This is a genomic window from Nocardia camponoti, assembly GCF_014646135.1.
Lineage (GTDB): Bacteria > Actinomycetota > Actinomycetes > Mycobacteriales > Mycobacteriaceae > Nocardia > Nocardia camponoti.
This window is the reverse complement of record NZ_BMMW01000001.1, coordinates 754,043-765,706: the sequence shown is the minus strand read 5'-3', so window position 1 is coordinate 765,706 and position 11,664 is coordinate 754,043. Positions and strand designations below refer to the sequence as shown.

Genomic DNA, 11,664 nt, shown 5'->3' with positions numbered 1-11,664 from the left:
GGATCAAACGGCCCGCCGACTACCGGCAACCGATCCGTGACGTACCCATCGCACTCGCCGGGGAGCCCGCCAATCCGGTCGTATGGCAACTCAGCGTGCCGCGATGGGGAGAACGCGGGAAGAACCGGAATACCTGCCGGAGTTGTTGGCCCCGAAGGCAATTGGGGCTCCGGGGCGCGATGCCGTGCCCGTCGACCCGTGGGCGCGGCGTCGCGAGCTTGGCGCCTTCGCCCGGATGTCGAAGTAGCTGAGGTAGAGAACGGATCACTGGCCGACCCGGGCGCGGGTGAATGTTGTGCTCGCGCAGCCCCGGTCGGCCTGTGTGTATCCGGTCGATCCATCGCCCCACCTTCATCAAGGGGAGTCGCCGTCAGGTCGGTCCCGCAACGATTTCGTTACGGGCACGATACTGCGACCAAGGTGGGTTCGTGCAAGGGCACGGCGAATCCGTTGTCGCGGAACCACTCAGTAGTGGACGTTGACGATGTCGCCGATGCCGACGTTCTCGTAGTACCACTGCGCATCGCCGGGCGCGAGGTTGATGCAGCCGTGGCTGACATTGGCGTTGCCCTGCGAATCAACCGACCACGGTGCGGAGTGAACGAACACGCCGCCCCAGGTGAGCCGCTCGGCCCATTCGCCGTTGATCAGGTAGCCCTCGGGTGAATCAAGCGGGATGCCGATCGTGCGTGAATCGAACACCAGCGACGCGAACTTTTCCAACACCGGGAAGCTGCCGGTAGGCGTTTCCCAACCCGGCTTGCCCATCGAGGCGGGCATCACCCGAACCACGTTGCCGCCCTGGCTCACCGTGAACGTATGCGTCGACAGGTTCGCATCCGCGTAAGTGCCACTGTTGGTTTGGAATTGGGTGTGCAGGCCACCGAAACCGACCGAGATCGGCGAATTCGTCGGCAGCGTGCCCTGTGGGGTCCATTGCAACCGCGAGTCGTTGAGCCAGGTGAACGAGCCCGCGAACGCCGAGTCGCCGTTGGTCACCGCGAGGGCGCTTTCGGCCTTGGCCCGGTTGGCGACCGGCGCGGTGAACGTGAGGGTGACCGGCGCGCCGATACCGACGGTCTGTCCGGGTCGCGGCGACACGGCGGCGACAGTCGGAGTGGCAGCAGAACCGGGAATCGCGGCGAACGCCGATCCCGACCACACCGCCGCGAGAATCGCGGCGATTGCCGCGATGAACAGGAAACGAAGTGCGTTTCTCATCTGATGCCACCCCTAACTCAGTTACTCGGTGCACCCACGGTGCAAGCGGAAACCAAGTCTAGGCCGAGATGATCATCAAGACCTCTCGAAAAGGTAACGGCGACCGGCCCATTCGGCGTGTCGACTTGTCTTTGCCCAGGTGGTGCGAACGAAACCGTTGCCGCTTCGATATGTCAGCCGCGAACAGCGCGCAGCACGTCACCGTGCAGGCCGTCCGCGCGCGCGGCGATCTCGTCGATCCGCAGGAGCACCTCGGCGAATTCCACCCCGACGGCGGGCGGTAGCGCGCCCACATTGATCTCGATGTTGAGCTGGGAGCTCAGCGTTGCCGCGCGCGCCGCGTCGGCAGCCGCACCGATATCGGTGACCACATTCGGGTTGCCGATCGGCAGCAGTTCGGCGGCGAGGCACAGCACCTCGTCGGCCTCGTCGATGACAGCGGCGGGTACCCGCGCTGCCTCAATGAGCGCGGCGTTGATCGCGGCAGTGCGCTCGGCGACCTCGTCCTCGGTGTCCTTGGGCAGCTTGTAGGCGGCACCGACGGCGGTGAACGCGGCGGCGTCGGCATCGGCGAGCGCGAGCGACCGGACCCGTGACGCGTCAGCGGCTTCAATGATGCGGTCGATAACGGGACGGTTGTCGGCATCCTTGGCGCGCGTCGTGTAGCGCCCGACCATCGCGACCAACGCCGCCGCCTGCGCCGCGTTCAACGCCGCCGCCGCACCGCCACCGGGTGCGGGCACTTTCGCCGCGAGCTCGCTGAGGTAATGCTCGATCGGCACCGAACCGAACGACGGGGCGAGCTGGGGCGAAGTGGCTTGCTGCGTCACGACAATGTGCCTTTCGGTGGCGACCGGGGAACTGCTGTCAACGCTACCCGGAAGGCCCGGTCAGCTCCTACTCACACCCGGCCCGACCAGCGTCGCGATGCACTAACCGACCGGTCGTTCGGTGCTCGGCGGCGCGCGACTATCTTGAAGGAATGCGGATCGGATTGAGCATCAATTACTCGGGCGGGTTCAAAGAGGTCGCGGCCGAGGTCGCCGACTTGGAGAACGCGGGCCTCGACATCGTCTTCGTGCCGGAGGCGTACTCGTTCGACGCCGTGAGCGCGCTCGGCTACCTCGCCGCGCGCACCGAACGCGTCGAGCTGGCATCGGGCATTTTGCAGCTCTACACCCGCACGCCAAGCCTCACCGCGATGACCGCCGCCGGGCTCGACTTCGTCTCCGACGGCCGGTTCACCCTCGGCATCGGCGCATCAGGCCCGCAGGTGATCGAAGGCTTCCACGGCGTGCCCTACGACGCGCCCATCGGCCGCACCCGCGAGATGATCGAGATCTGCCGTCAGGTTTGGCGCCGCGAAAAGGTCAACTACCAGGGCAAGTACTACCAAATCCCGCTGCCCGCCGAGAAGGGCACCGGCCTCGGCAAAGAGCTCAAGCTCATCAATCACCCTGTGCGCGAATCGATTCCGATCCTGCTCGCCGCGCTCGGCCCGAAGAACGTCGAGCTTGCCGCCGAACTCGCGCAAGGCTGGCAGCCGATCTTCTACCTGCCGGAGAAGGCAGCCGACGTCTGGGGCGACGCCCTCGCGGCCGGTAAGGCCAAGCGTGACGCGTCACTGGGCGACCTCGACGTATTCGCCAGCCCCGCGCTCGCCATCGGCGAAGACGTCGAAGGGCTGCTCGAATTCGTGAAGCCGCACCTCGCGCTTTACATCGGCGGCATGGGCGCCAAGGGCAAGAACTTCTACCACACCCTCGCGACCAAGTACGGCTACGGCGAAGCCGCCGACCGCATCCAGGAGCTGTACCTGTCGGGCGACAAAGCCGCTGCGGCACAAGCGGTTCCGGACGACCTGGTGCGCGACGTCTCGCTCATCGGTCCGGCCAGCTACGTCAAGGAACGCGTCGCCGCGTTCGCCGAGTCGGGCGTGACCACGCTGAACGTGACCCCGATCGCCGCCGACGCTGCCGGTCGCGTGAAACTCATCGAGCAGCTGCGCGAGCTGGTCTAACCACACAGACGCGAAACGCCGCTGTCGGAAAGTGTTCCGGCAGCGGCGTTTTCGCGTTTTCTCGCTTACACGGTGAGCGAGGCGATGGCGTCGGCGAGGGTGGTGTGCATCGCGAAAACCTGGTCGAGGCTGGTCATTTTGAGCTGACGACTGGTCGCGGGGCCATCAGCGACAACGGCGATCGCGGTGTCGCCGCCCGCGCGCTGATGCGCGGCGACAAGGGTGGCCATGCCAGCTGATGCGAGGAAGCCGACGGCGGTGAGATCGATGACGAGCGCGTCGGGTTTCGCGGAAAGGATGGACTCGATCGCGGCGTCGAGGGCTGGCGCGGTGGCCAAGTCGACTTCGCCGCTGACGGTGAGCACGGTCACCCCTTCACGCACCTCGGTCTCGGTCGTCATCGTCTCGGTCACTGGATAGGCGTCTCCGGGTGTGTTGGTCACCTCCCCACCCCACCTGACTTGACGCGAATACGCAAGCTGCCCTTGTCGGCGCTGATCCGTTCATTCCCAACGGTAGGTAAAGGAACGGTAAGGTGATACCGGCTATGAATGAGGTGCAGGAATGAACGTGGACGTGACCGCGCTGCCGGGAATCGGTGTGCGCAAAGAATTCTCGCTATCGAAAGTGAGTCGGCGCATCGGCGTTGTCGACCATCGCGATGGCACAACCGATTTGATTTTTACCAAAGTGGGCGACCCCGACGCGACGGTGCAAATCCCATTGACGCCAACCGAAGCGACGACAATGGCGAGTTTGCTTGGCGCGCCCCAACTTGTCGCGCAATTGCGTGCCGAACATCGTGAACTCGACGGGGTAAGCACGCGCGCGATTCCGGTCCCACCCGGTTCCCCGTACGCCGGTCGCGCGCTTGGCGATACCGAAATTCGCACCCGCACCCGCGCGTCCATTGTCGCGGTATTGCGTGGCCCGGAAGTACACGCTTCGCCCGGACCGGAATTCGGCTTCGTCGGTGGCGACACTGTCGTGGTCGTCGGTACCGATGAGGGTCTGGCGGCCGCTGCGGCAATTCTCACGGACGGCTGATCGACATGCAGCTCACCGGAACAACGCTCGCGCTTATTCAATTGGGCGCGGTCTTCTTTGGCCTTGGCGTACTCGGTCGCATTGCCGCGCGCATTGGTCTTTCGCCCATCCCGCTCTACCTCATCGGTGGCCTGATTTTCGGCACCGGCGGACTTATCCAACTGCATGAGGTCGAAGACTTCATTCACATCGCCAGCGAGATCGGCGTTGTGCTGCTGCTGTTGTTGCTCGGCCTCGAATACACCGCTGGCGAACTCGTGACCGGCATGCGCAAGTCGTGGACGGCGGGCCTGCTCGACCTCGCGCTCAACGCGACGCCGGGCGTCATCGTCGCGCTCCTACTCGGCCTTGGCCCAACCGGGGCGATCGCGATGGCTGGCGTCACCTACATCTCCTCGTCGGGCATCGTCGCCAAAGTGCTCAACGACCTCGGTCGCCTCGGCAACCGCGAAACGCCGGTCGTCCTGTCGATCCTGGTGTTCGAAGACCTCGCGATGGCGGTGTATCTGCCGGTCCTCACCGCGGTGCTCGCGGGCGTCGGCTTCCTCGCTGGCATGACGACGGTCGGGATCGCGCTGGTCGCGGTAACGATCGTGCTGGTCGTCGCGCTGAAATTCGGCAGGTACGTCTCCGCGATCGTGGCCAGTGAAGACCGCGAGATCTTCCTGCTCAAGCTGCTCGGCTCGGCGCTGCTTGTCGCCGGGTTGGCCTCGGCGGTTCAGGTGTCGGCCGCGGTCGGCGCCTTCCTGCTTGGCATCGCGATCTCCGATTCCACCGCACACAGCGCGACCAAATTGCTCGAACCGTTGCGCGACCTGTTCGCCGCGATGTTCTTCGTGCTGTTCGGACTCAGCACCGATCCGGCGAGCATTCCGCCCGTCCTCGCGTGGGCGGTGCTGCTCGCGGTGCTCACCACCGCGACCAAAATCGCAACCGGGTGGTGGGCCGCCGGTCGCGCGGGAGCGTCACAATTGGGTCGCGCGCGAGCGGGCACCGCGCTGGTCGCGCGTGGCGAATTCTCCATCGTGATCGCTGGGCTCGCGGTCGCCGCCGGGGCGGTGCCGGATTCCTTCGCCGCGCTCGCGACGACCTACGTGTTGCTCATGGCCGTGATCGGTCCGATTGCCGCACGCGTGGTCGAACCGGTAATGCGGTTGGTCGTTACCCGTCGAGTAAGGGTGCGTCCGCGTCAACTCGCCGAGTGAGTGTTAACGCTTGGCAAATTCCTGGCATCCGGTCATAGTGCTTACGCCTATGGCCGGATTTCCTTTTTGTCGGACCGCGAAATTGCGTCCGATACGCGCAATCACAATTGTTATGCGATCTGAATAAAAAGCCCGCTCGGAGAATATGTCGCAACCGATGAAATACCAGGTGACCTGCATAATCTAGATACCACTGAGGAGGGAGTTAATTTCGGTGGTCACTGTTTCGTGACGGATCACTCGAAGCAACCCGTGTGCGATGTAGGTTGGGGATTCCGGTGGTCGACTGAGTTCCTATCGAGTAACGGAGAGGGCGGAAATGGCAACAGTCCGGCAAGGCTTCCCCGCAACTGATTCCAAATTGACACCGTCGACGCTCGTCACCGTGGGGATGGTTTTGTTGATCCCCGTGCTCGTGATCGTCGGACCGGTTGTCGCGTCCGCCCTGATCGCCCGTTACTCCGGGCCGGGTGACAGCAGCGGAATCGGTTTCGCCTTGATCATCGCCATCGTCATTGGCGTGCTGGCTATCGCCGCCGCCTTGATCGCCTTCGGGCTCGCCCTGTGGCGTCGCGGCGCCACGCACTCACGCACGTTCGTACGGTAAATAAGGGGGCACCACGATGCAGAATCGGACAACCTTGTCAGTTGCCGCGCCAAGGATTGCCGCGCACACCGACGAGCTCGATCAATGCCTATGCCTGCGGGTTGTTGGGCATATCGACGACCACCGAATCTGGTCAAACACCGTTTCCCGGCTGCTCGACTGCGCGCACCGTCGCTGGCATGACCGCGACGACGTCGCCGACCATCCTGCGTTGCAGCGCTGGTCGCGCGTCCAAGCCGCGAATCCGAGCCCTGACCAGCCAAGTTTGCGCGCGGTGTTCGCCCTCCCCGCCGCTGGTCAGCGCATCGACACCGGCGACGCCCTCGCCGACTTCGCCACCGCGATCATGCTGTTGTCGAGCTGCCCGGCCACCGCGACGCCCTGCGCCGACACCCAGCAGCCGCCGGAATCGATCGACTTCGCGGTGTACGCGTACCGCGACGACGACCTACCCCTCGCCGAGACGCTGATAACGACATCGCTGGCCGCATGCGGCATCGTTTTGGCGCGCACGTGCGTCGCGGTGCTGCCGAGCCGTCGAGTGCCCGCCGCGATGCCTGCTGCGGAACCGGTGCCAGCTTACGAGCGACTGCGGGCCGGGTCGCCTGCGGCGTAGACCCGACCTCGGGGTTGGCAGTGATGCCGACTGACTGCGGAACTGTGCCAATCGACGAGTGAGCGTGCAGGGGGTTAAATCCGCTGCGTGGTGGACCGCAGTGCTAACCGGCTAGCTTGTGGCACTGGACCAGTGGGCGCGTGTGGTCGCCCGGCGTACGTTGCCGCGCGTTGAGTCTGCGCAGTCCGATGGGCGAGCGTCGGTAGTGCTAGTGGACCGCCGCTGCCCGGCGCGACGGGGCGCGCAGCGGGTTGGCGGTGGGGAACGTGATCGCGGGCAGTGTCACCCACATACGCACGGTCGTTCCCTCATCGGTACTCGTGAACGTCAGATCTTCGGTTAGTGCCCGCATCATCTCAACGCCACGCCCTCGGTAGCCAGGGTCGTCGGCGGCCGGGATCCACTTGCCTGTATCAGTGATGTCGAGGACAACGCGGTCGCCTTCGCAGGTCGCGGTCAGCACAACACGGCCCGGTTCCTGATCGCGGTACGCGTGTTCGACGCTGTTGCTACACGCTTCGTTCGCGGCGGCGACGAGGTCGGCGGCGAGGTCGTGGGGGACCGCTGCCGAGGCGAACCACGTGTGCAGCAACCGGCGCAGATTCACCAGTTCGGCAGGGTCGGCGGGAATGTCGACGTGCAGCGGACCTGGGGGCTGCCGGTAAACGACCATCGCGACGTCGTCGTCATACCCGGCGGGCGGGCACAGTCGCGACAACACCGCGTCGGCGACGTCGCGCGGCAGCGCGGTCGCGGTCTCGCAGAGGACGTCGGCGATCTTGTCCAACCCCTCGTCGATGTCGACACCGCGCTGTTCAACGAGTCCATCGGTGAACAGCACGAGCGTCGCGCCCGGCGGCAGCGCGGTGGTTGCTTCGGGCCTGCGCGGGGTGTCGAAGGTCGCGAGCGGAACCGCACGTCCGCCTTCGAGAATCCGACCGGGCCCGCCCGGCGGCGCGACGATCGGCGGCATATGCCCGGCGTTGGAATAGCGGACGACGCCACGCGCGGGGTCGAGCACCGCGGCGCAGACCGTCGTACACATGGCCCCGGGGATGCGGGCGGCGACCGCGTCGAGTTCCGTGAGCAGCTGCGCGGGACCTGCACCGCGCAGCAGCAAGGCTCTTGCCGCCGTACGCAATTGGCCCATCACGACCGCCGCCGACAGTCCGCGACCAACACAGTCGCCAACGACAACACCGATGGTCCCGTCACGCAGCGGAACGACGTCGTACCAGTCACCGCCGATTTCCAACGGCGGCAGCGCGGGTTCGTAATGCACCGAAAAACGCGGTGGTAATTCGATGGGACCGAGCATCGCGCGTTGCAGCGTCAGCGACGTCGCGCGGGCCTGGTCGAAGTTGCGCGCACGCTGCAACGCGACACTTAAATGCCCGATGAGCAGCGAATAGAGCGCCCAGTCAGCGGCATTCACCGCGCGTGTTGTCGAGAAACGCACCCAGATCGCCGCATCGCCGGTCTCGCCCAGTGGCGCGACGAGCGCGTCGGTGCCACCCGCATCGCCAGGGATGGCGGTGAGCCCGCGCCTCGTTTGTCTGCGCGCGCGGTCGAGCAGGGCGATCTCTTCGGCGTCAAGCGGCTCGCTGGCGTCGCCTGACGCCGCCCTAAAGCGTTCCGACACAAAGGGATTGGCTTCGCACGCATACAGCTCGGGCCGACCGGTACGCCCCGGCCACACCGCGACAGCCGCCGTTTCCGCGCCCATCGTGCGCCGAATTTCAGCGAGCCCGACTTCCAAGACTTCGACCATGCTCGTCGCCGCGCCGACCGCCGTGACGAGCCGCGACGTGGCCTGGTCGCGGGCTTGCGCGTCGTGCTCGGCGGTGACGTCGCGCACGGTGCCAACGAAGATGCGCTCGTTGTCTTCCTGCTTTACCAACGAACTCGCACTCACCGCGAGCCAGCGTTCACGCCCGTCGCGGTGATGGATCGGCGTCACGAAATGTGAAGCGGCAGTGCCGATTTGGGGATAGCCGATGCTGCCGGAAAGCACCCACGGATGGGGTTGCGGGTACGGCAGATCGGCGGCACCGTACCCGGTGAGTTCGCCGAACGCCGAATTCACCTCAACGATCGTGCCCGCCGCGTCGGCGACGAAGAACCCATCTTGGAGCGACTCGACAAGCGCGGTGCGAAACGCGTCGCGCCCTTCCAAATCCTCTGCGCGCGTGCGCTGTTGCTCATATCGGCGGGTGCCGTCGAGGTAGCCGCGCGTGGCGATGTCGAGCGCGGCCATCGTCTGCAACAAAAATTCCAGCGCCACCTCGGCGCTGCGCGAATCCGTCGGCGCCCCAACGAAATCCGCGACAGCGCGATGATGATGCTCGGTCAGATCAAGCAAGCTAATGCCCTCGACCAAGGCGCGTCGGCCAAGGTCATAGCCGACTGATAGCCCGTCCTGGCCAGGGTCGGCTAGGTGCGCCCGCAAGGCCGCCGCGTAGTCATCAAGAAACGCGGACAGAACAGAGTTGGTCGGCGCCATCGCCTCGCCTATCCCGGGCAGGCGCCGCGGAAACGTGCCGCGAGCACGAGCGCGTCGTCAGTGTCTTTGGCGTCGCGCGCGAGCAGGTCGCCCGCGATCGCCGTTGCTGGTCGAGCGAGGTCAACGAGTTCGGGACCGACCGAAACGATGCCGTCGGTAGCCATGAGCAGCAGGTCGCCCGGTCGGATCGGCAGTGTCTGCGGTTGGAGATGCGTCGGTAGTCGATAGCCAACAATGCCGCCGGTGAGCAGCATCGTCGCCCGGAGTTCGGGACCAGCCGGGCCCAGCGTGAGCAGCCGCGCTTCAACGTTGCCAACGCCAAGCCACTGCATCGACTCGTCGGGGCCGATCAGCGCCAAAGATACTGCGGCACCGCGTGTTTCGACCATCGCCCGATGGCACAGCACCATCAACACGTCGAGCGGTTCGCCGCGATTGTCAGCGAGAATGCTGGTCGCTCGGTCGGCGGCTTCGGCGGCGGCGGTGCCGTGGCCAAGTCCGTCAAGCACGGCGAAGAGCGCGCCGCCGTCGCCGGTATCGAGTACCACCGCGCGGTCGCCGGAAATGTCTTGCCCGGGCAGTGCGCGACCGGCTGACGACCATTCGGTGCGACCGATGATTCCGTCCTCATGCACCGTCGGGTACCCACTTCCACATTTCGATCAACGTCCCGCGACCGGGAGCGGAATCGATGGTGAGCCGATCCATCAGCCTGCGCGCGCCCGGCAATCCGAGGCCGAGCCCGCGTCCGGTGGAATACCCGTCTTCGAGTGCGCGCGGAATATCGCGAATGCCCGGACCCTGGTCCTCGGCCTGCACGACGAGCGCGCGTCGCCCTTCCCGCAAGTCGACGAGCAAACGGATCTCGCCGCTGCCCGCGTAACTGGTGATATTGCGGGCGATTTCGGAGATCGCGGTGGAAATCATCGTGCGATCAGTGAGCGTGAAACCGAGGTCAGCGGCCAGTTCGTGACCAGCCTGTCGGGCGATGACGATGTCGCCCGACACCTTAACCGCGATCGCCACTTGCTCAACGGCCACTGCCACGACCATCTCGTCGACGCGGGTGCCGGTTGAGCCAGGCCAGCCCTTCTTCCAGATCGAGCGCGGTGTGCATGTCCTCGAATGTCAAGCCCAGTTGCACCATCGCGAACGCGACCTCGGGCTGCAAACCAACGATGACCGTCTCGGCACCACGCAACTGCGTCATGTGCGCGATGGTCCGCAGTGAACGCGCGGCGAAGCTGTCCATCACATCGATCGCGGTCACATCAACGATGATGCCTGTCGCGCGGTAGCGACTGACCTGTTTCATAAGGTCTTCCTGCAACCGCTCGGTGTCGGCGTCAGTCAACGCCGACTGAACCGAGGCGATCAGGAACGTGCCCTGCTTGAGTATGGGTACCGGCATGGGCGACGGCTAGCGCCCGTCCCGCTCGACAAGGCGCTCGGTGCCACGCGACACCTCGTAGCCCAGCAAGCGCTCAGCTTCTTCGATGCCGCCCTGCAGGTCGCCGACCGCGTTCATCTTCGACAGGTCGAGACCGATGGTGACCAGCGTCAACGCGATCTCCGACGACAGGCCGGTGATGATGACGCTCGCGCCCATAAGGCCCGACGCGTCGACGGTCTGAACGAGGTGGTTGGCGACAACGGAGTCGATCGTTGGCACACCGGTGATGTCGATAACGACCACCTTGGCGCGATTGTTGCGGATCGCGCGCAGGAGCTGTTCGGTGAGCTGACGGGCACGCTGCGAGTCGAGCACACCGATGATGGGCAGAATGAGCAGCTGCTCGCGCACCTGAAGCACCGGCGTCGACAGTTCGCGGATGGCTTCCTGCTGCTGGCGGATAACGCGTTCGCGTTCCTGGACGAACGAGATCGCCACGGTGCTCGCGATGCGGTTGGCCGCCGGTTCGTAGGCGTCGAGCACCTGGTTGAGCAGGTCGAAGTCGGCTTGGTACTTCTCGAACAGCGAGCGGGCGAGCACGTCGCGCAGCAGCAGGACGATGCCCAAGACCTCGTCGGTCTCGACACCTCGGGGGATGATGCGTTCGGACAGGTCGCGCGCATAGGCCTGCAGCGCTTCGACGCTACCGGTGACCAGCACCTCGACGTAGTTGTCATACATCGACGTTGCTTCGGAGAAGATTTCCTCCGGCGTCATCGCGGTGAGCAGCTCGGCTTCGGTGATCCGGCGTGCCCATTCCTCGCGCAGTCCGGTCCGGTTCTGACGCAAGTGCTCGACCAGCTGCGGCAGCAGATTGTCTACTGGTCGCGCGGTCAGCGAATCCGCCGAAAGACCTATGGACACCTCGGACATGGAAACTCCTGCCCCTTTCGACGACTTTTCGCTCTCCGCACACGACGCGCGGCGAACCCGAGCCTAGTCATACCCGCTTGACAGTGCCGTCCAAACGTCAGGGTTGGTTCACTCGAAGA

General features: G+C 65.3%; 14 protein-coding genes. 6 read left to right on the top strand and 8 right to left on the bottom strand.

All coding sequences use genetic code 11. The annotated features are described in order from the left end of the window. Window positions 1-103: 103 nt before the first annotated feature. On the top strand, window positions 104-247 hold the full coding sequence (locus IEX78_RS03470) for a hypothetical protein (RefSeq protein ID WP_188827230.1): 144 nt from the start codon (window positions 104-106) through the stop codon (window positions 245-247). A 218-nt stretch (window positions 248-465) separates the two neighbouring features. On the opposite strand, the gene IEX78_RS03465 is transcribed toward IEX78_RS03470, so the two are convergent. Beyond that, entirely contained in the window at window positions 466-1,221 is a 756-nt protein-coding gene (locus IEX78_RS03465) for a L,D-transpeptidase (protein WP_188827229.1), read from the bottom strand. 173 nt (window positions 1,222-1,394) lie between these two features. Further along, window positions 1,395-2,051, bottom strand: a complete 657-nt coding sequence (locus IEX78_RS03460; protein WP_188827228.1) for a cyclodeaminase/cyclohydrolase family protein — start codon at window positions 2,049-2,051, stop codon at window positions 1,395-1,397. Between the two features lie 152 nt (window positions 2,052-2,203). Here IEX78_RS03460 and IEX78_RS03455 point away from each other — a divergent pair, with 152 nt between their 5' ends. Continuing rightward, the gene (locus tag IEX78_RS03455) at window positions 2,204-3,241 is read left to right on the top strand and encodes an LLM class F420-dependent oxidoreductase (RefSeq protein ID WP_188827227.1); all 1,038 of its coding nucleotides are present in this window, start codon (window positions 2,204-2,206) and stop codon (window positions 3,239-3,241) included. A 65-nt stretch (window positions 3,242-3,306) separates the two neighbouring features. Here the strand turns inward: IEX78_RS03455 and IEX78_RS03450 are convergent, their stop codons facing one another. After that, on the bottom strand, window positions 3,307-3,684 hold the full coding sequence (locus IEX78_RS03450; RefSeq protein ID WP_373291513.1) for an STAS domain-containing protein: 378 nt from the start codon (window positions 3,682-3,684) through the stop codon (window positions 3,307-3,309). A 121-nt stretch (window positions 3,685-3,805) separates the two neighbouring features. Here IEX78_RS03450 and IEX78_RS03445 point away from each other — a divergent pair, with 121 nt between their 5' ends. From IEX78_RS03445 to IEX78_RS03430, 4 genes are all read left to right on the top strand, one after another. Next, entirely contained in the window at window positions 3,806-4,288 is a 483-nt protein-coding gene (locus IEX78_RS03445; RefSeq protein ID WP_188827226.1) for a cation:proton antiporter regulatory subunit, read from the top strand. A gap of 5 nt (window positions 4,289-4,293) precedes the next feature. Continuing rightward, window positions 4,294-5,493 (top strand): cation:proton antiporter, encoded by a 1,200-nt coding sequence (locus IEX78_RS03440; RefSeq protein ID WP_188827225.1) that lies wholly within the window; start codon window positions 4,294-4,296, stop codon window positions 5,491-5,493. 319 nt (window positions 5,494-5,812) lie between these two features. Then, window positions 5,813-6,100 carry a hypothetical protein gene (locus tag IEX78_RS03435; RefSeq protein WP_188827224.1) on the top strand — a complete coding sequence of 96 codons (288 nt, stop codon included), beginning with the start codon at window positions 5,813-5,815 and terminating at the stop codon, window positions 6,098-6,100. Between the two features lie 16 nt (window positions 6,101-6,116). Beyond that, window positions 6,117-6,716, top strand: a complete 600-nt coding sequence (locus IEX78_RS03430; RefSeq protein ID WP_188827223.1) for a hypothetical protein — start codon at window positions 6,117-6,119, stop codon at window positions 6,714-6,716. Between the two features lie 208 nt (window positions 6,717-6,924). Here the strand turns inward: IEX78_RS03430 and IEX78_RS03425 are convergent, their stop codons facing one another. The 5 genes from IEX78_RS03425 to IEX78_RS03405 are packed head-to-tail and all read right to left on the bottom strand — an operon-like array spanning window position 6,925 to window position 11,545. Then, window positions 6,925-9,219, bottom strand: coding sequence for a SpoIIE family protein phosphatase (locus IEX78_RS03425; protein WP_188827222.1), 2,295 nt, complete (start codon window positions 9,217-9,219; stop codon window positions 6,925-6,927). 8 nt (window positions 9,220-9,227) lie between these two features. Beyond that, entirely contained in the window at window positions 9,228-9,854 is a 627-nt protein-coding gene (locus IEX78_RS03420; RefSeq protein WP_188827221.1) for a SpoIIE family protein phosphatase, read from the bottom strand. Next, complete coding sequence (locus IEX78_RS03415; RefSeq protein ID WP_188827220.1) at window positions 9,847-10,272, bottom strand: ATP-binding protein; 426 nt, start codon at window positions 10,270-10,272, stop codon at window positions 9,847-9,849. Before IEX78_RS03415 ends, IEX78_RS03420 begins: the two co-directional genes overlap by 8 nt. After that, the gene (locus IEX78_RS03410) at window positions 10,250-10,630 is read right to left on the bottom strand and encodes an STAS domain-containing protein (protein ID WP_188827219.1); all 381 of its coding nucleotides are present in this window, start codon (window positions 10,628-10,630) and stop codon (window positions 10,250-10,252) included. The genes IEX78_RS03415 and IEX78_RS03410 overlap by 23 nt, the downstream gene beginning before the upstream one ends. 9 nt (window positions 10,631-10,639) lie before the next feature. Continuing rightward, window positions 10,640-11,545, bottom strand: a complete 906-nt coding sequence (locus IEX78_RS03405; protein WP_188827218.1) for an STAS domain-containing protein — start codon at window positions 11,543-11,545, stop codon at window positions 10,640-10,642. Window positions 11,546-11,664: the final 119 nt, after the last annotated feature.

What these genes read in the sequence shown, in the direction of transcription:
- IEX78_RS03440 (WP_188827225.1), top strand. Translation starts at nt 4,294, where the DNA reads ATGCAGCTCACCGGAACAACGCTCGCGCTTATTCAATTGGGCGCGGTC.
- IEX78_RS03425 (WP_188827222.1), bottom strand. Translation starts at nt 9,219, where the DNA reads ATGGCGCCGACCAACTCTGTTCTGTCCGCGTTTCTTGATGACTACGCG.
- IEX78_RS03405 (WP_188827218.1), bottom strand. Translation starts at nt 11,545, where the DNA reads ATGTCCGAGGTGTCCATAGGTCTTTCGGCGGATTCGCTGACCGCGCGA.
- IEX78_RS03470 (WP_188827230.1), top strand. Translation starts at nt 104, where the DNA reads ATGGGGAGAACGCGGGAAGAACCGGAATACCTGCCGGAGTTGTTGGCC.
- IEX78_RS03445 (WP_188827226.1), top strand. Translation starts at nt 3,806, where the DNA reads ATGAACGTGGACGTGACCGCGCTGCCGGGAATCGGTGTGCGCAAAGAA.
- IEX78_RS03465 (WP_188827229.1), bottom strand. Translation starts at nt 1,221, where the DNA reads ATGAGAAACGCACTTCGTTTCCTGTTCATCGCGGCAATCGCCGCGATT.
- IEX78_RS03435 (WP_188827224.1), top strand. Translation starts at nt 5,813, where the DNA reads ATGGCAACAGTCCGGCAAGGCTTCCCCGCAACTGATTCCAAATTGACA.
- IEX78_RS03455 (WP_188827227.1), top strand. Translation starts at nt 2,204, where the DNA reads ATGCGGATCGGATTGAGCATCAATTACTCGGGCGGGTTCAAAGAGGTC.
- IEX78_RS03430 (WP_188827223.1), top strand. Translation starts at nt 6,117, where the DNA reads ATGCAGAATCGGACAACCTTGTCAGTTGCCGCGCCAAGGATTGCCGCG.
- IEX78_RS03410 (WP_188827219.1), bottom strand. Translation starts at nt 10,630, where the DNA reads ATGCCGGTACCCATACTCAAGCAGGGCACGTTCCTGATCGCCTCGGTT.
- IEX78_RS03415 (WP_188827220.1), bottom strand. Translation starts at nt 10,272, where the DNA reads ATGGTCGTGGCAGTGGCCGTTGAGCAAGTGGCGATCGCGGTTAAGGTG.